The sequence below is a fragment of the Methylobacterium sp. Leaf108 genome, assembly GCF_001423265.1.
Taxonomy (GTDB): Bacteria; Pseudomonadota; Alphaproteobacteria; order Rhizobiales; family Beijerinckiaceae; genus Methylobacterium.
This window is the reverse complement of sequence record NZ_LMND01000030.1, coordinates 111,181-132,665: the sequence shown is the minus strand read 5'-3', so window position 1 is coordinate 132,665 and position 21,485 is coordinate 111,181. Positions and strand designations below refer to the sequence as shown.

Annotated in this window: 20 protein-coding genes; 14 read left to right on the top strand and 6 right to left on the bottom strand. The window is 69.9% G+C overall.

The window, feature by feature from the left end:
* Positions 1-2: 2 nt before the first annotated feature.
* The 3 genes from moaB to ASF39_RS13495 all read right to left on the bottom strand — a co-directional run bounded on the left by moaB (position 3) and on the right by ASF39_RS13495 (position 2,520).
* Positions 3-560, bottom strand: a complete 558-nt coding sequence (moaB, locus tag ASF39_RS13505) for a molybdenum cofactor biosynthesis protein B (RefSeq protein ID WP_056284695.1) — start codon at positions 558-560, stop codon at positions 3-5.
* Positions 561-660: 100 nt separating this feature from the next.
* Positions 661-1,560, bottom strand: a complete 900-nt coding sequence (locus ASF39_RS13500) for a neutral zinc metallopeptidase (RefSeq protein WP_055884261.1) — start codon at positions 1,558-1,560, stop codon at positions 661-663.
* 102 nt (positions 1,561-1,662) lie between these two features.
* Entirely contained in the window at positions 1,663-2,520 is an 858-nt protein-coding gene (locus ASF39_RS13495; protein WP_055884265.1) for a uracil-DNA glycosylase, read from the bottom strand.
* A 222-nt stretch (positions 2,521-2,742) separates the two neighbouring features.
* On the opposite strand from ASF39_RS13495, the gene ASF39_RS13490 reads away from it, so the two are divergent.
* From ASF39_RS13490 to ASF39_RS13475, 4 genes are all read left to right on the top strand, one after another.
* Positions 2,743-4,416, top strand: a complete 1,674-nt coding sequence (locus ASF39_RS13490) for an electron transfer flavoprotein-ubiquinone oxidoreductase (protein ID WP_056284691.1) — start codon at positions 2,743-2,745, stop codon at positions 4,414-4,416.
* 189 nt (positions 4,417-4,605) lie between these two features.
* Positions 4,606-6,453: a tetratricopeptide repeat protein gene (locus ASF39_RS13485; RefSeq protein ID WP_055884273.1), complete on the top strand. Its 1,848-nt coding sequence runs from the start codon at positions 4,606-4,608 to the stop codon at positions 6,451-6,453.
* A gap of 86 nt (positions 6,454-6,539) precedes the next feature.
* The gene (locus ASF39_RS13480) at positions 6,540-7,415 is read left to right on the top strand and encodes a 4-(cytidine 5'-diphospho)-2-C-methyl-D-erythritol kinase (protein ID WP_056285153.1); all 876 of its coding nucleotides are present in this window, start codon (positions 6,540-6,542) and stop codon (positions 7,413-7,415) included.
* Positions 7,416-7,582: 167 nt separating this feature from the next.
* On the top strand, positions 7,583-9,208 hold the full coding sequence (locus ASF39_RS13475; protein ID WP_055884276.1) for an EAL domain-containing protein: 1,626 nt from the start codon (positions 7,583-7,585) through the stop codon (positions 9,206-9,208).
* Between the two features lie 57 nt (positions 9,209-9,265).
* Here ASF39_RS13475 and ASF39_RS13470 read toward each other — a convergent pair whose 3' ends face one another.
* Positions 9,266-10,288, bottom strand: a complete 1,023-nt coding sequence (locus ASF39_RS13470; protein WP_056284689.1) for a polyprenyl synthetase family protein — start codon at positions 10,286-10,288, stop codon at positions 9,266-9,268.
* Positions 10,289-10,467: 179 nt separating this feature from the next.
* Here ASF39_RS13470 and ASF39_RS13465 point away from each other — a divergent pair, with 179 nt between their 5' ends.
* The 3 genes from ASF39_RS13465 to ASF39_RS13455 all read left to right on the top strand — a co-directional run bounded on the left by ASF39_RS13465 (position 10,468) and on the right by ASF39_RS13455 (position 12,401).
* A complete protein-coding gene (locus ASF39_RS13465; protein ID WP_055884281.1) occupies positions 10,468-10,692 on the top strand; it encodes a DUF2007 domain-containing protein in 225 nt (74 codons plus the stop codon).
* Between the two features lie 2 nt (positions 10,693-10,694).
* Positions 10,695-11,444: a methyltransferase gene (locus ASF39_RS13460; protein WP_056284687.1), complete on the top strand. Its 750-nt coding sequence runs from the start codon at positions 10,695-10,697 to the stop codon at positions 11,442-11,444.
* Between the two features lie 84 nt (positions 11,445-11,528).
* Positions 11,529-12,401, top strand: coding sequence for a S49 family peptidase (locus tag ASF39_RS13455; RefSeq protein ID WP_056284685.1), 873 nt, complete (start codon positions 11,529-11,531; stop codon positions 12,399-12,401).
* Between the two features lie 7 nt (positions 12,402-12,408).
* Here ASF39_RS13455 and ASF39_RS13450 read toward each other — a convergent pair whose 3' ends face one another.
* The gene (locus ASF39_RS13450; RefSeq protein WP_056284682.1) at positions 12,409-12,654 is read right to left on the bottom strand and encodes a hypothetical protein; all 246 of its coding nucleotides are present in this window, start codon (positions 12,652-12,654) and stop codon (positions 12,409-12,411) included.
* A gap of 216 nt (positions 12,655-12,870) precedes the next feature.
* Here ASF39_RS13450 and ASF39_RS13445 point away from each other — a divergent pair, with 216 nt between their 5' ends.
* The 4 genes from ASF39_RS13445 (at position 12,871) to ASF39_RS13430 (ending at position 17,171) form a co-directional block, all read left to right on the top strand.
* The gene (locus ASF39_RS13445; RefSeq protein WP_055884294.1) at positions 12,871-13,830 is read left to right on the top strand and encodes a glycine--tRNA ligase subunit alpha; all 960 of its coding nucleotides are present in this window, start codon (positions 12,871-12,873) and stop codon (positions 13,828-13,830) included.
* A 213-nt stretch (positions 13,831-14,043) separates the two neighbouring features.
* Entirely contained in the window at positions 14,044-14,481 is a 438-nt protein-coding gene (locus tag ASF39_RS13440; protein ID WP_056285149.1) for a DUF3828 domain-containing protein, read from the top strand.
* Between the two features lie 133 nt (positions 14,482-14,614).
* Positions 14,615-16,789 carry a glycine--tRNA ligase subunit beta gene (glyS, locus tag ASF39_RS13435; RefSeq protein ID WP_056284680.1) on the top strand — a complete coding sequence of 725 codons (2,175 nt, stop codon included), beginning with the start codon at positions 14,615-14,617 and terminating at the stop codon, positions 16,787-16,789.
* A 145-nt stretch (positions 16,790-16,934) separates the two neighbouring features.
* Positions 16,935-17,171: a hypothetical protein gene (locus ASF39_RS13430; RefSeq protein ID WP_055884305.1), complete on the top strand. Its 237-nt coding sequence runs from the start codon at positions 16,935-16,937 to the stop codon at positions 17,169-17,171.
* Between the two features lie 52 nt (positions 17,172-17,223).
* On the opposite strand, the gene ASF39_RS13425 is transcribed toward ASF39_RS13430, so the two are convergent.
* On the bottom strand, positions 17,224-17,724 hold the full coding sequence (locus ASF39_RS13425) for an N-acetyltransferase (protein WP_056284678.1): 501 nt from the start codon (positions 17,722-17,724) through the stop codon (positions 17,224-17,226).
* A gap of 702 nt (positions 17,725-18,426) precedes the next feature.
* Between ASF39_RS13425 and ASF39_RS13420 the strand changes: the two genes are divergently transcribed.
* From ASF39_RS13420 to ASF39_RS13410, 3 genes are all read left to right on the top strand, one after another.
* Positions 18,427-19,593: a type III PLP-dependent enzyme gene (locus tag ASF39_RS13420; RefSeq protein ID WP_056284675.1), complete on the top strand. Its 1,167-nt coding sequence runs from the start codon at positions 18,427-18,429 to the stop codon at positions 19,591-19,593.
* A gap of 122 nt (positions 19,594-19,715) precedes the next feature.
* A complete protein-coding gene (locus ASF39_RS13415; RefSeq protein ID WP_056284672.1) occupies positions 19,716-20,252 on the top strand; it encodes an N-acetyltransferase in 537 nt (178 codons plus the stop codon).
* A 105-nt stretch (positions 20,253-20,357) separates the two neighbouring features.
* A complete protein-coding gene (locus ASF39_RS13410; protein ID WP_056284669.1) occupies positions 20,358-21,485 on the top strand; it encodes a molybdopterin-binding protein in 1,128 nt (375 codons plus the stop codon).

Below are 21,485 nucleotides of genomic sequence, written 5' to 3'. Positions count from 1 at the left end.
GGTCAGACGCTGACGGTGGCCCCCCGGCGCAGATGTTCGTCGAGGCGCGGCATGATCTCGACGAAGTTGCAGGGGCGATGCCGGTAGTCGAGTTGGGCGGCCAGGATGCCGTCCCAGGCGTCCCGGCAGGCGCCGGGCGAGCCCGGCAGTACGAAGATGTAGGTGGCTCCGGCGACACCGGCGGTGGCGCGCGACTGGAGTGTCGAGGTTCCGATCTTGTCGTAGGAGATGCGGTGGAACACCGCCGAGAAGCCGTCCATCCGTTTCTCGAACAGGGGCTCGAGGGCTTCCGGGGTGACGTCACGGCCGGTGAAGCCGGTACCGCCGGTGGTGAGAACCGCGTCGATGCCCGGGTCCCGCACCCATTCCTCGACCCGCGCCCGGATCGCCGGGACCTCGTCGGGGACGATCCCGCGGGCGGCGAGGCGATGACCGGCCGCGGTCAGTCGCTCCGTGAGGAGATCGCCGGAGCGGTCGTCCTCGGCCGTCCGCGTGTCCGAGACGGTGAGCACGGCGATGGCCAGGGGAACGAAGGTGCGGGTCTTGTCGGAGGCGACCATGGGACGGTGTCCTCGAAGGATGAAAGGCCGTGCCGGACCGGCATGACGGCCGCAATGGAATGGACCGCCGCCGGCGGATCTCCCCCGCCGGATCGCGTTCTCAGTTCGCGGCGGCGCGGAAGGTGTCGCAGGAGCGGGTCTGGCCGCTCTTGTAGCCGGTCATGAACCACCGCATCCGCTGCGCCGACGAGCCGTGCGTGAAGGAATCGGGCACGGCGTAACCCTGCGACTGCTTCTGCAGCTTGTCGTCGCCGATGGCGCTGGCCGCCTGCATCGCCTCTTCGATGTCGCCGGGCTCGAGCGAATTGAAGCGGTCGTTCGAGTTCTTGGCCCAGACGCCGGCGAGGCAATCGGCCATCAGCTCGACGCGAACCGACAGCTTGTTGCTCTCGACCTGACCCGCCGCCTGCTGGCGGGACTGGACCTTGCCGAGGATGCCGAGCTCGCCCTGGATGTGGTGACCGACCTCGTGGGCGATGACGTAGGCGTAGGCGAAATCGCCCTTCACGCCGAACTTCGTCTCCATCTCCTTGAAGAAGGTCGTGTCGAGATAGACCTTCTTGTCCAGCGGACAGTAGAACGGGCCCATCGCCGCCTTGGCCGAACCGCAGCCGCTGCGGGTGCCGCCGGTGTAGAGCACCATCCCGGTCGGCCGGTATTGCTTGCCGGTCTGGTTGGGCAGGATCTCCTTCCAGACGTCCTCGGTATTGCCCAGGATGGCGGCGGCGAAGCGCCCGGCATCGTCGGCGGGCTTGGTGCCGCGCCTGGCCTGGGTCTGAGGGTCGACCTGTTCCTGACGCGGCGCGCCGCCGCCCATCATCTGCTCGGCGCCGCCGATCAGGACGGCGGGGTTGATGCCGGTGACCCAGCCGATGATGCACAGGATGACGATGGCGCCGATGCCGAGCCCGCCGGCACCGCCGCCCGGAAAGCCGCCGCCGCCACCCTCGCCGCGGCGGTCCTCGACGTTGTCCGACGAGCGAAAATCTTCCCAGCGCATGTCGAGGCTACCACCTGTGTCCGGACGTCTGGTAGGGCCGGCGTCGCACGGAGTAATTCCCGCGCGAGCGTGACGGTTCCGTCGGCCCTCGCCCTAGCGGGCTCAGGCCTTGCCGTCGAGGGCGTTGCGCAGCAGGCGGAAGTCGCGCCACGCGAGCCGCTTCTGCAGCGGCTGGCGCAGCAGATAGGCCGGATGGAGGGTCGCCAGGGCGCGGATCTCGCGCTGGCCCACCCGGTAGGGATAGAAGCGGCCACGCGCCTTGAGGATGCCGTCCTTCGTCCCCGTCAACGCCTGCGTGGCCGGGCTGCCGAGGCAGACGATCAGGTCGGGATCGGCCAGCTCGATCTGACGCTCGATGAAGGGCCGGCAGATCGCCACCTCCTGCGGTGTCGGGTTGCGGTTCCCCGGCGGCCGCCACGGCACGATGTTGGTGACGTAGGCGCGGGTCCGATCGAGGCCGATCGCCGCCATCATCCGGTCGAGGAGCTGGCCCGAGCGGCCCATGAACGGCTTGCCGATCCGGTCCTCGTCGGCGCCGGGCGCCTCGCCGACGAACATCAGCTTCGCGGCGGGGTTGCCGTCGGCGAAGACGAGGTTCTTGGCTGTGAATTTCAGCGGGCATCCGTCGAAGGTGGCGAGCAGGGCTTCGAGGTCGGCCAGCGTCGCGCAATCCTTGGCCTTCGCCCGCGCATCGCCGGCCGCCGCCTCGGGCATGGCGGATGCCGACCGGCCGAACGTCTGCTGCCGTGGCGGATCGACCGGCGTCCCCCGGTCGGGCAGCGGCTGCCTTTGCGGGGCGGGCCGCTCGACCTCCCTCCGCTCGAGGCGCGGCGCGGGGATCGGATCGACTTCGGCGAAACGGTCGTGCGGACGCTCGTCGAGGGCCAGATCGACCCCCGCCTCGGTGTAGAAGTCGAGACAGGCGGTCAGGTCGCGCCGTTCGTCATGGGCCTCGGTCATGGCATCCTATCTGGCGCCCACAGCGGCTGTGGACAACCGCCGGACCGTGAGCCGGGCGCCGTAGACTGGTCTTTTGTACGCCACTCCTGCGACGGTTGAGAAGGCGACGACCGACTTGCCATTGCACCCTGGAATGGGTTGAGAGTGAGTGACGAAGGGCGCGGTGGCCGCAACGGTCCCGAGCGTCGCGACCAAGAGACCATTGGGCAAGGAACATCGGGAATGGCGCTGCCGGAACGCGAGGGGATGGATTTCGACGTGGTGATCGTGGGCGCGGGGCCGGCCGGGCTCGCCGCCGCCATTCGCCTCAAGCAGCTCTCCGCCGAGACCGGGAACGAGATCAGCATCGTCGTCGTCGAGAAGGGCTCGGAAGTCGGGGCGCACATCCTGTCGGGCGCCGTCGTGGATCCGCTCGGCCTCGACCGGCTGATGCCGGAGTGGCGCGACGATCCCGAGCGGCCGCTCAAGACCGCCGTCGAGCGCGACGAGTTCATGATGCTCACCAAGAACAGCGGCGTGACGATGCCGAACCTGTTCTTTCCCAAGTTCATGAGCAACCACGGCAACTTCGTCGGCTCGCTCTCCAACGTCACGAAGTACCTCGGCGCCAAGGCCGAGGCCCTCGGCGTCGAGGTCTATCCGGGCTTCCCGGCGTCAGAGGTGCTGTTCGACGACCGCGGGGCGGTGGTGGGCATCGCCACCGGCGACCTCGGCATCGGCAAGTCCGGCGAGCCGCGCGACGACTACACCCGCGGCATGGAGCTGCGCGGCAAGTACACGGTCTTCGGCGAGGGCGCGCGCGGTTCGCTCACCAAGTCGCTGATCGCCCGGTTCGACCTCGCCGCCCAAAGCGACCACCCGAAATACGGTCTGGGCGTGAAGGAGCTCTGGCAGCTCAGCCCCGACACATTCCAGCCCGGCCTCGTCCAGCACACCATGGGTTGGCCGTTGCCCAACAAGGCCGGCGGCGGCTCCTGGCTCTACCATTTCGACGACCACCTGCTCTCCGTGGGCTTCGTCACGCACCTGAACTACGAGAACCCGACCCTGTCGCCGTTCGAGGAGTTCCAGCGCTTCAAGACCCACCCGATGATCCGCGAGGTGTTCGAGGGCGCCAAGCGCATCGGCTACGGGGCCCGCGCCATCATGGAGGGCGGCTGGCAGTCGGTGCCCAAGCTCGTGTTCCCGGGCGGCTGCCTGGTGGGCGATTCCGCCGGCTTCGTGAACGTGCCCCGCATCAAGGGCTCGCACAACGCCGTGCTCTCGGGGATGCAGGCGGCGACGGCCATCGCCGCGGCGCTGGCCGCAGGCCGCCGGGGCGACGAGCTCACCGACTACGACACCGGCTGGCGCGACAGCGACATCGGCCGCGACCTGAAGCCGGTGCGCAACGTCAAGCCGCTGTGGTCGCGCTACGGCACCCTCGTCGGCGTCGGCCTCGGCGGCCTCGACATGTGGGCCAACACGATCTTCGGGGCTTCGCCCTTCGGCACCCTGGCGCACGGCAAGCCCGACCACGCCTGCACCAGGCCGATCGCCGAGGTGACGCCGATCGTCTACCCGAAGCCCGACGGCGTGCTGACCTTCGACCGGCTGTCCTCGGTCTACCTCTCGAACACCAACCACGAGGAGGACCAGCCGCCCCACCTCACCATCGGCGACATCGGCCTCCAGAAGAGTTCGGAGCACGACGTCTACGGCGGTCCCTCGGCGCGCTACTGCCCGGCCGGGGTCTACGAATGGGTGGCGGAGGCCGCGGCCTCGCAGGGCGTGCGCTACCAGATCAACGCCCAGAACTGCGTCCACTGCAAGACCTGCGACATCAAGGACCCCAACCAGAACATCAACTGGGTCACGCCCGAGGGGCCGGGCGGGCCGAACTACCCCAACATGTGATGGTGGGCGGTGGCGCCTTCTCGCGCGCCATCCTTTCGCCTCGCCGTGCTGGCGGGAAGACGGTGCCGCTCTGGCCGGAAGATGGCCTTGCGGCCCTGGCGGGAAGAGTCCAGTCTCCGCCGCCATTCCCCGCCGGTCCCTCAGGGCCGGCGCCGCTAACCGTGACCGGTGCCCATGAACGGAAGACCGATGACCGCACGCGCTGCTCGCCGGACCCTGTCCGTCCTCTCGCTCCTCGCATCGGTCGCCGTGGTCGGCGCGCCGGCCCTGGCGATGCAGCCACGGGAATCGGCGCCGATCTCGAGTTTCGAGCCGGCGGAATCCCTCGAAGGCAACTTCCTCTCGGCCTACATCGCGGGGGCCTCCCGCGACACGGCGGCAGCCGCCACCTTCTACCGCGAGGCGCTGAAGGCCGACCCGCGCAATTCCGAACTGCAGGAACGCGCCTTCATCTCGCTGCTTGCCGACGGCGCTCTGCCCGACGCCTTCCGCACGGCCGAGCGCCTGACCGCCCGCGACGGATCGAACGGGCTCGCCCAGCTCGCGCTCGGCGTCCGCCAAATCAAGGCCGGCCAGTTCGCCCAGGCCCGCCAGAACTTCGCCCGCAGCGGTCGCGGTGCCGCGGCCGACCTCACCGGCACGCTCCTGTCGGCCTGGGCCTACGCCGGCGCCAACGACGGCAGGCGGGCGCTGGAGACCGTGTCCAAGCTCAAGGGCGAGCGCTACTACAACACCTTCCGCGACTACCACGCCGGCCTGATCGCCAGCGTGGTCGGCGACCAGGCCGAGGCCGAGCGCCGGCTCAAGGCCGCCTACGACGCCGACCACAACACCCTGCGGATCGTCGACGCCTACGGCCGCTTCGAAGCGCAGGCCGGCCGCACCGACCTGGCGATCCAGGCCTACACCGAGTTCGACCAGCTGATGGCCCGCCACCCCATCGTGCGCGACGCCCTCGACCGCCTCAAGGCGGGCAAGCCCCTCGGCCGCCTGATCACCAACGCGCAGGAGGGTGCCGCCGAGGTGCTCTACGGGCTCGGCTCGGCCGGCTCGACCCAGGGCGACGAACTGCCGGCGGTGGTCTACCTGCGCCTCGCCCTCTACCTCGCTCCCGATCACGCCCTGGCCCGTCTGACCCTGGCCGATCTTCTCGACCGGATGAAGCAGACCGAGCGGGCCAACGAGGCCTATGCCCAGATCCCGGCGACCTCGCCGCTGCGGCTCAATGCCGACATCCAGGTCGGCCTGAACCTCGAACAGATGGGCAAGGGCGACGAGGCCCTGGCCCATCTCGACGCGGTCATGAAGGCGCACCCCACCGATATCGACGCGGTGACCGCGCTCGGCAACGTCCAGCGGTCGCGCAAGAAGTACGCGGAGGCCGCGGCCACCTACAGCCGGGCGATCGAACTGATCGGCGACCGGCCGGCGGCGAGCTACTGGACCACTTTCTACTTCCGCGGCACCGCCTACGAGCGGGCCAAGGAATGGTCCAAGGCCGAGGCCGACCTGAAGAAGGCTTTGGAACTGGTGCCGGCCTCCCAGCCCGGCGCCCGCGCGCAGGTGCTCAACTACCTCGCCTATTCCTGGGTCGACCAGAACCTGAACATCGACGAAGCCTTCACCATGCTCAAGCAGGCGGTCGACGCCAGCCCGCGCGACGGCATGATCATCGACAGCCTCGGCTGGGCCTACTTCCGCCTCGGCCGCTGGGACGACGCGGTGCGCGAGCTGGAAAAGGCGATCGAGCTGAAGCCCGGCGACCCCACCATCAACGACCACCTCGGCGATGCCTATTGGCGGGCCGGGCGCCGGCTCGAGGGCAAGTTCCAGTGGCAGCACGCCAAGGACCTGAACCCGGAGCCGGAGGATCTCGAAAAGATCAACGCCAAGCTCAAGGATGGCCTGCCCGAACTCGACAAGCCCGCGGCGACCGCCGAGAATCCCCCGGCCGAGGCCGTGAACCCCGAGCTACCCAAGGGTGCTCCCGCTCCGAGCGAGCCTCCGGGAGCGGCCGACAAGAAGAGCGGCGGCTGAAGCTCCGCCCGGCTTGACCTCGTCGCGGGCGTCCGGCCATAGCCGGGCGCCCGGCGGCGTCGCCGTCCTCGATCCTCCGAGTGCCCGTGTCCCGTCTCGTCACCCGTGCTCCGGCGAAGGTCAATCTGACCCTCCACGTCCTCGGTCGCCGCGAGGGGGACGGATATCACGAGCTCGAGAGCCTGGTCGCCTTCACGGGGGCCGGCGATACGCTGAGCCTCGATCCCGGCCCGGAGCTCGCGCTGACCGTCTCCGGCCCGACCGCGGGGCCCGCGGGGCCCCTCGACGACAACCTGGTGATCCGGGCGGCCCGTCATCTCGCCGAGGCCGTTCCGGGCTTGCGCTGGGGGGCGTTCCACCTCGTGAAGCGGCTGCCGGTCGCCGCCGGCATCGGCGGCGGCTCCTCCGACGCCGCCGCCGCGTTGCGGCTGCTCGCCGGCCTCAACGATCTGGCCGTGACCGACCCCGCCGTGCGGCTTGCCGCCGGACGGACCGGTGCCGACGTTCCCGTGTGCCTCGAGCCGACGGCCCGGATGATGCGCGGGGCCGGCGAGACCGTGAGCGACGCCCTCCGCCTGGCCCCCCTCCCCGCGGTCCTCATCAATCCCGGCGTCCCGGTGGCGACGGCACCGGTGTTCCGTGCCCTCGGCCTCACGGTCGGGGCCCGCAACGAGGGTGCGCCTCACCCCGTCCTCGTCGCTGATGCGGGCGTGGATGCGACTCTCGCCGTCCTCGCACCGGCCCGCAACGACCTGGAGGCGCCCGCCCTCACCGTGGCCCCGGTCATCGGCGACGCGCTCAGCGCCCTGCGCGACGAGCCCGGCTGCCGGCTCGCGCGCATGTCGGGTTCCGGCGCGACGGTCTTCGGCGTGTTCGCCGATCGCCGCGCGGCGGTTCGCGCCGCCGCGCGGATACGCTCGCGGCAGCCGGAATGGTGGATCATATCGGCGTTACTGCGTTGACGGCGGTCGGATCCTTGGCGTCCTCCGGACTATCGCTCCATCGAGACTGATATCCGTCGCCGCCGGACTGTACGACGTGCCTCCGGCATTCGATGAAGGAAGGGCCGGCCCTCGTTTACGCTCGCGAAAGAGTCCGCTGCCTAAGACTGGGGCAACAGGAGCGACGAATGAGCGACGATCGATCTGCCTCGTGGGCCGAGGGGGAAGCGCGGGAGCTCCTGTCGCTGATGATGATCGGCGTCTGTGTCTGGATCGTCGGTACGCAGCTCGGGGTCTTCAAGATCCTGCTCGAATTCACGGCGCTGCACGGGCTCGAACATCTCCTGATGCTCGCCATCTGCATGTCCCTCGGGATCGGGGTGGCAGCCGTGCGCAAGTCGTTCAAGCTGCGTCGCGTCATGGAGGCGCGGGACGGCGCCCAGGCGCAGGCGGAGTCGGTGGCCCGCCACGACGTCCTCACCGGACTGGCCAACCGCCGTCTCTTCAAGGAGACCCTCGATGCCCGCCTCGCCTCCGCAGAGGGCATTCCGAGCATCGCCGTCATCCAGATCGACCTCGACCGCTTCAAGCCCGTCAACGACGTCCATGGCCATGCCGCCGGCGACGCCGTGCTCTGCGCCGTGGCCGACCGGCTGCGCGGGCTCCTGCCCCCCGGCAACACCGCGGCGCGGCTCGGTGGGGACGAGTTCGCGCTGCTGTTCGACTACGGCGCCGACACCGAATCGGTGAGCCGGCTCGCCCAGCAGATCATCACCAGCCTTTCGCAGCCGATCCCGTGGGGCGCAGGCCGCCTGGAGATCGGCGCCACCATCGGCATCGCCCTGGCGAGCGTCGAGACCGTCACGTCGGAGACCCTGCTGCATGCGGCCGACGTCGCCATGTACCAGGGCAAGCGCGACGGGCGCAGCACCTACCGGTTCTTCCAGCTCGAGATGGGGCACGCCCTCAAGATCCGCGCGCTTCTCGAACAGGACCTGCGCGCCGGCATCGCCCGCGGCGAGATCGAGCCCTTCTACCAGCCGGTGGTGGCGCTGCCGGGCCGCGAGCTGATCGGCTTCGAGGTCCTGGCGCGCTGGCGTCATCCCGAGCACGGCCTGATGAACCCGAGCGACTTCATCACGCTCGCCGAAGAGACCGGCATGATCGCCGACCTGTGCTGGTCGCTGATGCGCCAGGCCTGTCGCGATGCCCGCTCGTGGCCGCAGCACCTCCAGCTCGCCATCAACATCTCGCCGCTGCAGTTGCAGGACAAGCAGATGCCCGAGCGCGTGCTGGCGATCCTGACCGAGACCGGCTTCGCTCCCAGCCGCCTGGAGATCGAGATCACCGAGACGGCCCTCGTCAACGATCTGGAAGCCGCCCGCGTCGCCCTCAAGTCGCTGCAGAACCTCGGCGTGCGCATCGCGCTCGACGATTTCGGAACCGGTTATTCGAGCCTCTATCACCTGCGCGAGCTGCAGTTCGACAAGCTCAAGATCGACCGCAGCTACGTCGCCTCGATCCCGCTGGGTTCGGAACGAGCCAAGCTCGTCGATGCGATCATCGCGCTGGGCTCGAGCCTCGGCCTCCTGACCACGGCCGAGGGAATCGAGACGGCGTCGAGCGTCGACTGGCTCGCAGACCAGGGCTGCACCTACGGCCAGGGCTTCCTGTTCGGAGCGCCCATGGGCAAGTCCGCCACCGATGTCCTCCTGGCCGAATGGTCGGACGAGAGCGGCAAGGTCGTGCTCGACGGAGCGGCCGAGGCCCAGCGTCAGTTGAAGGCCGGCGCGCTGAGGGCGTCCGCGGCCTGACGGGAAATCCGGCGCGGGCGGACCTGCGCAGTCGTGCGATGCCGCCGGCCGCCCGGCTCAGTGCGCCCGCGCGATGCAGAAATCCACGACCTGGAGGAGCGCCGCCTTCATCGGGCCGTTCGGGAACAATGCGAGGGCATCGCGGGCCATGGCGCCGTAGTGGCGGGCGCGCTCGATGGTGTCGTCCAGCGCCCGGTGCCGATGCAGGATCGCCAAGGCGGTATCGAGGTCGCCCTCCGCCAGCGCCCCCTGCTCCAGGGTCCGGCGCCAGAACGCCCGCTCCTCGTCACTGCCGCGCCGGAACGCGAGCACGACCGGCAGGGTGATCTTGCCCTCTCGAAAATCGTCGCCGACGTTCTTGCCCAACGAGGCGCTGGTGCCGCCGTAATCGAGGGCGTCGTCCACGAGCTGGAACGCGATGCCCAGGTTCATCCCGTAGGACCGGCAGGCGGCCTGCTCGGCCCGGGGGCGGTCGGCCAGCACCGGTCCGACTTCGCAGGCGGCGGCGAACAGCTCGGCCGTCTTGGCGCGGATGACGGCGAGGTACTCGTCCTCGCTGGTCTCGGTGTTCTTGGCGGCGGTGAGCTGCATCACCTCGCCCTCGGCGATCACCGTGGCGGCGGCCGAGAGGATATCCAGCGCTCGTAAGCTCCCGACCTCCACCATCATGCGAAAGGCCTGGCCGAGCAGGAAGTCGCCGACCAGCACGCTGGCCTCGTTGCCCCACTTGATCCGCGCCGCCACCCGGCCACGGCGCATGTCGCTCTCGTCGACCACGTCGTCGTGCAGGAGGGTGGCCGTGTGCATGAACTCGACGCTGGCCGCGAGCTTAACCGCACCTTCGCCGTGGCCGTAGCCGCACAGGTCGGCGGTCGCCAGGGTGAGGATCGGCCGCAGGCGCTTGCCGCCCGACGCGATCAGGTGGTTGGCCACCTCCGGGATCATCGCCACGTCGGAGCCGGTGCGGGACAGGATCGTCGCGTTGACGCGCTCCATGCCCTTGGCCATCAGGGCGACGAGATCGTTCAGGCTCGCTTCCGGATCGGAACGGGCCTCATCGAAGGGAACAACGACACCCAATGGGCCAAGCCTCCATGCTGAGCGGTCGGCGGCGGAGCCCGCGCCCCAACCGTCAGGCTCCCATGGCACGCGGTCCCCGCGCTCGCAACACGCAGCATGCCGCAAGGAAAAAGGCTAAGCTTTTCCCGTGTCGCGGCCCGCGCCAGCCGAGTCGACACGACCGCCGGGGGAGCTTGAGCATGACGGAACTGATCCGCACAAACGACATCGTCCTGATCGGTTTCGCCCAATCCCTCCTCGACGGCGCCGAGATCCCGGTCCTGGTGGCCGATACCCACATGAGCCTGATGGAAGGGTCGATCGGCGCGTTCTCACGGCGCCTGCTCGTGCCCGACGACCTTGCCCTCCAGGCCCGGCGCCTCCTCACGGACGCCGGCCTCGCCCACGAGTTGCGCGCACCGTGACGATGGCGGACCCCGACGCCTGGCTCGGTGGACGACTGCATCTGCACCAGCCGCCGCCGGGCGCGCATCGGGCCGGAACCGATGCGGTCCTCCTGGCGCATCTCGTGGCGCCGGAGCCGGGCAGCACCGTCTGCGATCTCGGCGCGGGCGCCGGTGCGGTGGGGCTGGCGGTCGCCGCGCTCAATCCCGCTTGCCGGGTCGTCCTGGTTGAACGCGAAGCCACCCTCGTCGAACTGGCCCGCGCCAATGTTGCGTTGAACGGGCTCGGCGACCGCGCCTCCGTCATCGAGGCCGATATCCTGGCCGCCGCGACCGCGCGCCATGCCGCCGGCCTCCTGCCGGGACTGGCCGACCTCGTCGTGACGAACCCGCCCTATTTCGACGAAGCGCGGCATCGCCCGTCGCCGGTCGCGGGCAAGCGCGATGCCCACAGCTTCGGCGCCGGTGACCTCGATGGCTGGCTGCGCACCTGCACCGATGTGCTCGGGCCCAAGGGCCGGCTCGGCCTGATCCATCGGGCCGATGCCCTGGAGCATTGCCTGGAGGCCTTGCGCGCCCGCTTCGGCGGTCTCGCCATCCGCCCGGTCCATGCCCGTGCCGACCGACCCGCGATCCGCATCCTGGTGACGGCGACCAAGGCCAGCCGTGCTCCCACCAGCCTGCTGCCGCCCCTGGTGCTGCAGCAGGCGGACGGCCGCTTCACCCCCGAGGCGCAAGCCCTCCACCGCGGCGCGGGTCTTCCCACGACCTGAGTCTGCGGCGACGCGGGGGCACCCGCGGTCGTCGCCCGCCGTGGTAAGCCGCATCCCGACTCAAGCCCTCGGGAATTCGCGACCATGCCGATCACCCTGCCCACCTGGCTTCGCTCGATGCTTCCGGTCCGCTGGCGCAAGACCGTGCCGCGGGTGGCGGTGATCCGCCTCAGCGGCGCGATCGGCGCGGTCTCCCCGTTCCGCGCCGGGTTGTCGATCGCCGGCATCGCCTCGAGCCTGGAGCGCGGCTTCTCCCTCAAGGGGATCACGGCGGTGGCCCTCGTCATCAATTCGCCCGGCGGGTCGGCCGCTCAGTCGCATCTCATCCATCGGCGGATCCGGGCACTGGCGGCTGAGAAGACACTGCCGGTCTTCGCGTTCGTCGAGGATGTCGCGGCCTCGGGCGGCTACATGATCGCCTGCGCCGCCGACGAGATCGTGGTCGATCCGGCCTCTCTGGTGGGCTCCATCGGCGTCGTTTCGGCGGGGTTCGGTTTCGACAGGCTCATCGAGCGTCTGGGTGTCGAGCGTCGCATCCACACCCAGGGCGAGGCCAAGGCCATGCTCGATCCGTTCCGGCCGGAAGACCCGGCCGACGTCGCCCGCCTGCTCGCCATCCAGGCCGACGTGCAGGAGCTCTTCACCGCCCTGGTCCGCGAGCGCCGCCCGAAGCTGACGGCCGACCGCAACCTCTTCACCGGCGCGGTGTGGACCGGGCGGCAGGCACTCGAGCTCGGTCTGGTCGACGGCCTCGGCGACGTGCGCTCGACCCTGAGGGAGCGGTACGGCAAGGCGGTGGAACTCGTCCTCGTGGCGGACCGCCGGGGTTCGCTGATCGCGCGGCTCCTGCGGCGGGCCGGACCCGGCGGAACGTCTTTCGCACGAATGCCGAACCTGGCCGAGGACGCGATCGCCGCCCTCGACGAGAGGGCGGCCTGGGCGCGGTTCGGGTTGTGAGGCCGGCTCAGCGGGCGGCGGTGCAGCCCGCCTGGGCGTAGCCGGCATAGACGACGCGGACCTTGCGCTGGCAGGTCTCGGCGACGACGGGTGCGGCCACCGGCGCGACCTCGATCGCAGTCACCACCGCGGGCATCACCACGGCATCCGTGCTCTCAGGGGTTGCGAAGGCGTTGGAGGCGCTGATCACCAGAGGTGTCGCGACCAGCGAGGCGGCGAGGACGGCGGCGAAGACAGTGAACGACTGGCGCATGATCCGGCATTCCGATTTACGGGACCATCCGAAGACGATCCGCGACCCCTTGATTGCTGCATAAACTTGGCTGCAGGCGGGACAGTTCCGGGCCTAAATCGAATCGTGGCGGAATTGCGTGCCCGGGCACACACCACCGTGCAGAGCGGTGCCGTTGACACGGGGGGCGACCCCCTTAAACGCTGCCCGCCAGTCAACCGCACCGGACGCCATTCCATGTCGAGCGCCGTCGATCCCGCGCCCAAACTCTCGTCTGACGAGATCTCGTCCCACAAGACCTCGTTCCAGGGGCTGATCCTCACGCTCCAGAACTTCTGGGCCGCCCAGGGGTGCGTGATCCTGCAGCCCTACGACATGGAGGTCGGCGCGGGCACCTTCCATCCGGCCACCACGCTCAGGGCGCTCGGCCCCAAGCCCTGGAAGGCCGCCTACGTGCAGCCCTCCCGCCGCCCGAAGGACGGGCGCTACGGCGAGAACCCCAACCGGCTGCAGCACTACTACCAGTTCCAGGTCATCCTGAAGCCGAACCCGCCCAACCTGCAGGAGCTCTACCTCGCCTCCCTCGACGCCATCGGCGTCGACCTGAAGCTCCACGACATCCGTTTCGTCGAGGACGACTGGGAAAGCCCGACGCTGGGCGCCTGGGGTCTCGGCTGGGAATGCTGGTGCGACGGGATGGAGGTCAGCCAGTTCACCTACTTCCAGCAGGTGGCCGGTTTCGAATGCGCACCGGTGGCGGGCGAACTCACCTATGGTCTCGAACGCCTCGCCATGTACGTCCAGGGCGTCGAGAACGTCTACGACCTCAACTTCAACGGCGGCTCTGGCGAGGACCGCGTCAGCTACGGCGACGTCTTCCTGCAGGCGGAACAGGAATACTCCCGCCACAACTTCGAGGCCGCCGACACGGCGATGCTGTTCCGGCAGTTCACCGACGCGGAGAAGGCCTGCCGCAGCTATCTCGACGCCGGCGCCCCGGCCACGCAGACCGAGCGCCATCGCATGGCCCAGCCGGCCTACGACCAGTGCATCAAGGCGAGCCACGTCTTCAACCTGCTCGACGCCCGCGGCGTGATCTCGGTGACCGAGCGCCAGAGCTACATCCTCAGGGTGCGGGAACTGGCGAAGGCGTGCGGGGCGGCGTGGCTGAGGACCGCGGGTGGTGGTGCGCCCTAGACATCAGACCACGAGCGCCGGTCCCGCGGATCATCGTCGGCACCGTCATCACCTTGGCGGGGCCGACGAAGCCCCGACATCGTCGGCGGTTCGGGGGCGTCATTAATGAGGCGCAGCCAAGTCGGCAAAAACCCCAAGATCGACGACCGTTTCCAGACCTGCGTGACACGGCCCACCGACGGACAGCGACGCGATCAAGCGGGAGCGGACATCATGCGCCTCACACTCGCCCTCCTCGTCACCCTCGCCGCGGCACCGGCCATCGCGCAGTCGGCCACCGATCCGGTCGAGACGGTGCGCGCCCTCTACGCCGCGGACGACGTCAACGAATGGCGGTTCCTCGCCAAGGGCCTGCGCACCCTGTTCGAAAAGGATGCGACGGAGTCGAAGGGCGAGGTCGGGCGGCTCGGGTTCGCCTATCACGTCAACGGTCAGGATACGCAGGCCGGCTGGCGCAAGACCCTGGTGCTCAAGACCCTGTCGGCGAACGAGACCAAGGCCGAGGTCCAGGCGCGCTTCAAGAACTTTTCGAATCAGGACCTGCGCTACGATCTCGTCAAGGAGAACGGGCTCTGGCTCGTCACCGACGTGCGGGCGCTGACGAAGGAGCGCTGGCGGCTCGAGGCGATCATGTCGGCGCCGCTGCCCTGAGGCGGCCGCCCGCTTCTCGACACGCCCGAGCGGGCTCTCTACACGGGCACGTCATCGCCCGGCCACGGCCGGCCCGTCATTCCGCAGCCCCCGCCTGCCTGAGGGTCGGGGGCCGAGGCACCAGCCGCCGATCATGCCCGACCTCCTCCTCGAACTGCGCTCCGAAGAGATTCCCGCCCGCATGCAGCGGCGGGCGGCCGACGACCTGAAGAAGCTCGTCACCGACGCCATGGTCGAGCGCGGCTTTCTCTATGAAGGCGCCAAGGCCTTCGCGACCCCGCGGCGCCTCGCGTTGCACGTTGCCGGCCTGCCCGCCCGCGGCAAGGATGTGCGCGAGGAGCGCAAAGGCCCCCGCGTCGGTGCGCCGGACGGTGCCGTCCAGGGCTTCTTGAAGAGCGCCGGCCTGACGAGCATCGATCAGGCGACCGTCGTCACCGACCCGAAGAAGGGCGAGTTCTACGTCGCCGTGATCGAGCGGCCCGGCCGCGACACCCTCGACGTCCTGGCCGAGATCCTGCCGCAAGTCGTCAAAAGCTTTCCCTGGCCGAAGTCGATGCGCTGGGGCGCCGCCTCGGCGCAGCCCGGGGCGTTGCGCTGGGTGCGTCCGCTGCAGTCGATCGTGGCCACCTTCGGCCCGGAGACCGAGACGCCGGAGGTGGTGCCTTTCGCCGTCGACGGGATCGTGGCCGGCACCACCACCTGGGGCCACCGCTTCCTGTCGCCGGGTCCGATCGAGGTGCGCCGCTTCGACGACTACGTCCAGGCGCTGGAACGTGCCCACGTCGTCCTCGATACCGAGCGGCGCAAGGACATCATCCTGCACGACGCCCGCGACCTCGCCTTCGCCCGCGGCCTCGAACTCGTGGAGGACGACGGCCTGCTCGAGGAGGTCGCCGGGCTGGTCGAATGGCCCGTGGTCCTGCTCGGGACCTTCGACGAGGCCTTCCTGGAGATCCCGGCGGAGGCGGTGCGGGCGACGATCCGTGCCAACCAGAAGTGCTTCGTGCTGCGCAAGGGCGGCAGCGACGCCCTCGCGCCGGCCTTCATCCTCACCGCGAATCTGGTGGCCAGCGACGGCGGGCTCGCCATCACCGCCGGCAACGAGCGCGTGGTGCGGGCCCGGCTCTCGGATGCGCGCTTCTTCTTCGAGACCGACAAGGCGGTGCTCCTCGAAGACCGGCTGCCGAAACTCGACACCATCGTGTTCCACGAGAAACTCGGCACACAAGGGCAGCGGGTAGAGCGCATCGCGGCGCTGGCGCGCGAACTGGCACCGCTCGTCGGCGCCGATCCTGACCTCGCCGAGCGCGCGGCACGGCTCGCCAAGGCCGACCTCGTCACCGAGATGGTCGGCGAGTTCCCAGAATTGCAGGGCTTGATGGGGCGCAAGTACGCGACCCTTCAGGGTGAGCCTGCCAGCGTCGCGGCGGCGATCGAGGAGCATTACAAGCCGGTTGGTCCGAGCGACCGGGTGCCGACCGATCCGGTCTCGGTGGCCGTGGCGCTGGCGGACAAGCTCGACACGCTGGTCGGATTTTGGGCGATCGACGAGAAGCCGACGGGGAGTAAGGACCCTTATGCGTTGCGGCGGGCGGCGCTTGGCGTCATTCGGTTGATCCTTGATGGCTCCTTTCGCTTACACCTCCTTACCATCATTCAGCATCAGGTATTGTTCGTTCAGGGTTTGGCCGATCTGCCGGGCAAGTATGATGAAAAGAGACGCGGCGATGGACACACGACGCGACAGGTGAAATTGGAAGTTTGCGAGCAGATCGCGGACAGCCTGCTGATCTTCTTCGCCGACCGCCTCAAAGTCTACCTCCGCGACCAGGGAGCGCGACACGACCTGATCGACGCCGTCTTCGCCCTGCGCGGCCAGGACGACCTCCTCATGGTCGTCCGCCGCGTCGAGGCGTTGGGACGATTCCTCGACAGCGACGACGGCCGGAACCTGCTCGCCGGCTACAAGCGCGCGGCCAACATCCTGCGAATCGAGGAAAAGAAGGACGGCCGCGCCTACGAGGGCGCCCCCGATGCGGCCCTCGCGGCGGCCGGCGAGCCCGAGGAGCGGGCCCTCTCCGAGGCGCTGGTGGTGGCGCGCGAGGCCGCCTCGACCGCCGTGGCGGCGGAGGACTTTGCCGGTGCGATGCGGGCGCTCTCGACCCTGCGGGCGCCGGTGGACGCCTTCTTCGAAAAGGTCACCGTCAACGCCGCTGAGCCGCGGTTGCGCGAAAACCGCCTCGCCCTCCTCAATGCCCTGCGTGAGGCGACGCAAGAAGTGGCGGATTTCTCCAGGATCGAGGGCTGACCGCGACCGCGTCACCGGGCCATTGCGGAACGGAGGATCGCTCTTGCACGATCCTCCCGTCTCGGCCGGGTGAATTCGGCATCGCGCAAGCGGAACGGTTGGCCCATCGGCGTCGTTAGGCCGCGTATTCCCGATGGAGAGACGCATGCGTTATTCGATTGTCGCCGCCACCCTTCTGGCCCTGGCTGGTGCTTCCGCGGCCCAGGCCCAGACCACCATCATCGAGCGCGACGCCCCCGACCGGGTGATCGTCGACCGTCCCGCCTCCGAGACCCGCACCATCGAGCGCCGCGAGAGCGCCGACGGTTGCCGCTCCAAGACGGTGACGAAGGAAAACGAGGACGGCGACCGCAAGACGGTCACCAAGGAAAGCTGCGACTGATCTCGAACGGATCCTCGGCGGTGCTCCCTCTCCCCACCCGGGGGGAGGGTTTTTACAGCGCCTTTTCGTAGCGCCACGCCTCCATGCCGTCCTCGTAATAGTCGGGGATGACCGCAAAGCGCGTATAGCCGTGCCGCTCGTAGAGCCGGATGCCGGCGCCGTTGTCAGCGCGGACCTCGAGCCGCAGGACCGAGCAGCCGTGTGAGTGCGCATCCTCCTCCGCGGCGTCGAGCATGATGCTGCCGAGGCCCGATCCCGTCCGAGTCGGCGAGACGGCGATCGACGAGAGCCGCGAACTGCGCGTGCCGCGTCGCCGTTCCAGGGTCGCCGCGGCCACGAGGACATCCGCGCCGTTCTCCTCCCCCATCACCGCCACCAGTACCGTCATGCTCGCCGACCGGATCGCGTGCCGGATCGCCCGACGTTCGGCCTGATCGCTGGCGAAGGCCGCGTATTCGAGCGCCACCAGCGCGTCGAGATCGTCCGGCGTCGCCGCCCGGATCGTCGGTCGCGGGGCAGCCGTTTGCCTCGTGGCGGCGGAGCGGGTGGGCACGGTGATGGTCCTGTCGATGGTCGAGGGCAGCTTGGGAGATGTGTGCGGCGGCGAGGTGCCGGCTTGATGGCCGGTTCGCCGGCGATTGGGAAGGGCCTGCGACGAGAGCCTGCACGAGGAGCGCGGCGTCCGTGCAACAGCCTGCCTCCCGAGGCCTGTTTTTAATGGTGAGCCGGCTGTTTGTGCTTGTGGCGCCGACCCCCCGCCCGTATATCGCCCTTGCCCAATTTCGCACGTGCCTGTGGCCGCGTGTCGGTTGGTGGGCATCCGGCCAACTGCCGGACAGCCGCCAGGGGTCTTAAAGGATCGATGGTCGACAGGGTGGATCCCCTCCGGCCGGCATCCAGGTGGCGACACCGGACCCCGACAACAACCGGCAGCCGGAGGCGAAACCGGCGAACCCCGCTCTCCACGGGGGACGCAGCTTAAAGCAACGACGAACGGGCTTTTTTGGTCTCGTCGGCCCTCCAAAGGCCGGCACCGAAGAGGCTTGTTTCTCTTTGCCCGGCGTGCGGTGGGGACATTCCCTTACCAATCCACGGCAGCTTCCGGGTGCGCGTGCGCCCGCGCCGACCGCGTGTCTCCACAGCACGCGGGCTTGCGCGACGCATCGCCCCCAGACGCCGGACGGCTCGTCGCCGTCCCGATTTCGACAGCGCGCCCCGCGTTCGGGCGCTTGCGAACCTGTGGGTTGGAAACACCATGACCGATCGCATCCGCGACTTCCTGCGCGCTCGCCGCGACATGGGCCAGGACGAGGGCCCGGTGATGGTGCTCGACCTCGATGTCGTGCGCGACAACTACACCGCCTTCGCCCGCGCGCTGCCCGACACCCGCGTGTTCTACGCGGTGAAGGCGAACCCGGCCCCGGAAGTGCTGCGCCTGCTCGCCGAGATGGGCTCGTGCTTCGACACGGCCTCCGTGGTGGAGGTGGAGATGGCGCTCGCATCAGGCGCCACCGCCGACCGGATCTCGTTCGGCAACACCATCAAGAAGGAGCGCTGCATCGGCCGGGCGCTCAAGCTCGGCGTGCGCCTGTTCGCGGTGGATTGCCAGGCCGAGGTCGAGAAGATCGCCCGCGCGGCGGAGGCCGCCGGCATCGGGGGCGGCGAGGTCCAGGTGTTCTGCCGCATCCTGTGCGACGGCGCCGGCGCCGAATGGCCGCTCTCGCGCAAGTTCGGCTGTGTGCCGGAAATGGCCGTGGACGTGCTCGAGCACGCCTGCCGCCAGGGGCTGAACGCCTACGGCGTCTCGTTCCACGTCGGCTCGCAGCAGGCCAACACCGGCGCCTGGGACGGGGCGCTCGCCTCCGCCGCCGCCATATTTCGCGAGTGTGCGGACCGTGGAATCGCGCTGTCCATGGTCAACCTCGGCGGCGGCTTTCCCACGCAGTACCTCAAGGCGGTGCCGGGCGTGGAGAGCTACGGCGACGCGATCTTCCGCGCTCTCACCAAGCACTTCGGCAACCAGTTGCCAGAGACCATCATCGAGCCGGGCCGCGGCATGGTCGGCAACGCCGGCATGATCGAGGCCGAGGTGGTGCTGGTGTCCAAGAAGTCGGATGCCGAGGACGAGATCCGCTGGGTCTACCTCGACATCGGAAAGTTCGGGGGACTCGCCGAGACCATGGACGAGTCGATCCGCTACCGCGTCACCACCGACCACGACGAGGACCGGATGTCCCCGTGCGTCTTGGCCGGACCGACCTGCGATTCGGCGGACGTGCTCTACGAGAAGGTGCCCTACCCGCTGCCGGTCTCGCTTTCGATCGGCGACAAGGTGCTGATCGAGGGAGCCGGGGCCTACACCACCACCTACGCGGCGGTGGCGTTCAACGGCTTCCCGCCCCTGCAGCAGTACGTGATCTGACGCGACGCATCCCGCGGGGCCGGTCCCCGCGGGATCGGCCGATCCGACGCCGATCGCCGCGGAACGGGGCTTCGGTGCGGTGTGTTTCGTCTCCCGCCAGACCATGGGAAGGCTCCAAGGCCGTGATCGAGATCCGTCAGGAACAGGATGGCGACGTCGTTGCGCGCGAGCGGCTGCTCGACGCCTGCTTCGGCACGGCGCGCCTGGCCAAGACCAGCGAGCGCCTGCGCGAGGGCCGGTTGCCGGCACGGGGACTCGCGTTCTCGGCCGAGCGTCAGGGCCGCATCGTCGGGACCGTGCGGCTCTGGCACGTGGAGGCCGGTCTCGGCCGGCCCGCGCTGCTGCTCGGCCCGCTGGCGGTCGATCCGGCCCTGCACGGGGCCGGGCTCGGCACGACGCTGATGTGGACCGCCCTGGCGCGGGCCGAGGCCCTCGGCCACGGCGGGGTGTTGCTGGTGGGCGACGCGCCCTACTACGCCCGCTTCGGCTTTTCCGGGCTGCTCACGGCGGGTTTGTCCATGCCGGGCCCGTTCGAGCGGTCGCGGTTCCTCGGGCTGAACCTGCGCCGTGGTGCCCTCGACGGTGCGTCCGGAACGCTGCGCGCCACCGGCGCCTGGGATCTCGCGATCGAAGCGCAGGTGGCGCGACGAGCGGCCTGAAGAATGAGGCCTCTCGTCGACCGACGCGACGGCGGCACAGCTTGATCGACCGGCGGGTTTGGACCAACGCTGGCGCGCATGGGCAGCACAGATCGTCCCGCAGCGATGAGTGGTGACGGGCCCCGGTCCGCGTCCAGCGCCCTGACGCCCCTCGATGCCGCGTGCCGGCGCCTTCTGGCCGGCGTGGCCCACGTGGCGCCCCTGCGTCGCGATCTCGCCGCAGCCATCGGGGCGCGGATGGCGGCGGACGTCTTGGTGCCGGCCGGTTGTCCGGCCGTGCCGCTCGCGCTCCGCGACGGCTGGGCGGTGGCCGCCGAGGCGGTGGCGGGGGCCGGTCCCTATTCGCCGGTCCTGCTCGTGCGGCGCCCCGAATGGGTCGAGGCCGGAGATCGCCTCCCCGTCGGCGCCGATACGGTCCTCGACCCGGAGGCGGTACCGGACACCCCCGATCCGATGGGCCGGATCGCCGTCGTCGCCGATGCCGCCGGGACCGACGGGACCCGGCAGGCCGGCGGCGACCTCGGCGGCGGCGACGTCCTGGTGGCGGCGGGAACTCGGCTCACGCCCCTGCAGAGTATGGCTCTCGTCGCCTGCGGGATCGCGGCGGTCGAGGTCCGAAGCCCGGCCGTCGCGTTGATCGCCACCGGCGCGCATGCCGCACCCGTCTGCCGGGGGCTCGCCGGCCTGATCGCGGCCGACGGTGCCCGCGTCGTGGCCGTCCTCGACGCGCCCGACGCGGCGCAGGCCATCGCCGACGCCATCCTCGCGGCATCGGCGGATGCCGTCCTCGTCGTCGGCGGTACCGGGTTCGGGCGTACCGACCGGAGTGCGGCCGGTCTCGCCGCCGCCGGCACCGTCGCCGTCCACGGCATCGCCTTGCGTCCGGGCGAAAGCGCGGGCTTCGGGAGCGCGACGGGCCGTCCGGTCGTGCTGATCCCCGGCCGGCCCGAGGCGGCGCTCGCCGCCTACCTCGCCCTCGTGCGTCCGCTCCTCGACACCCTGTCGGGGGCTGTCGCCGCCGATCGCCCGACCGCGCCGCTCACCCGCAAGGTCGTCTCGGCCCTCGGGGTGAGCGATATCGTGTTCGTACGCCGGGAGGCGGGCGGGCTCGTGCCGCTGGGCGGGGCCGAGATTCCCCTGCATCGCCTGTGCCTCGCCGACGCCGCGGTTCTGGTGCCGCCCGAGCGGGAGGGCTATGGCGAAGGGACGACGGTCCCGTTCATCCCCCTGTGA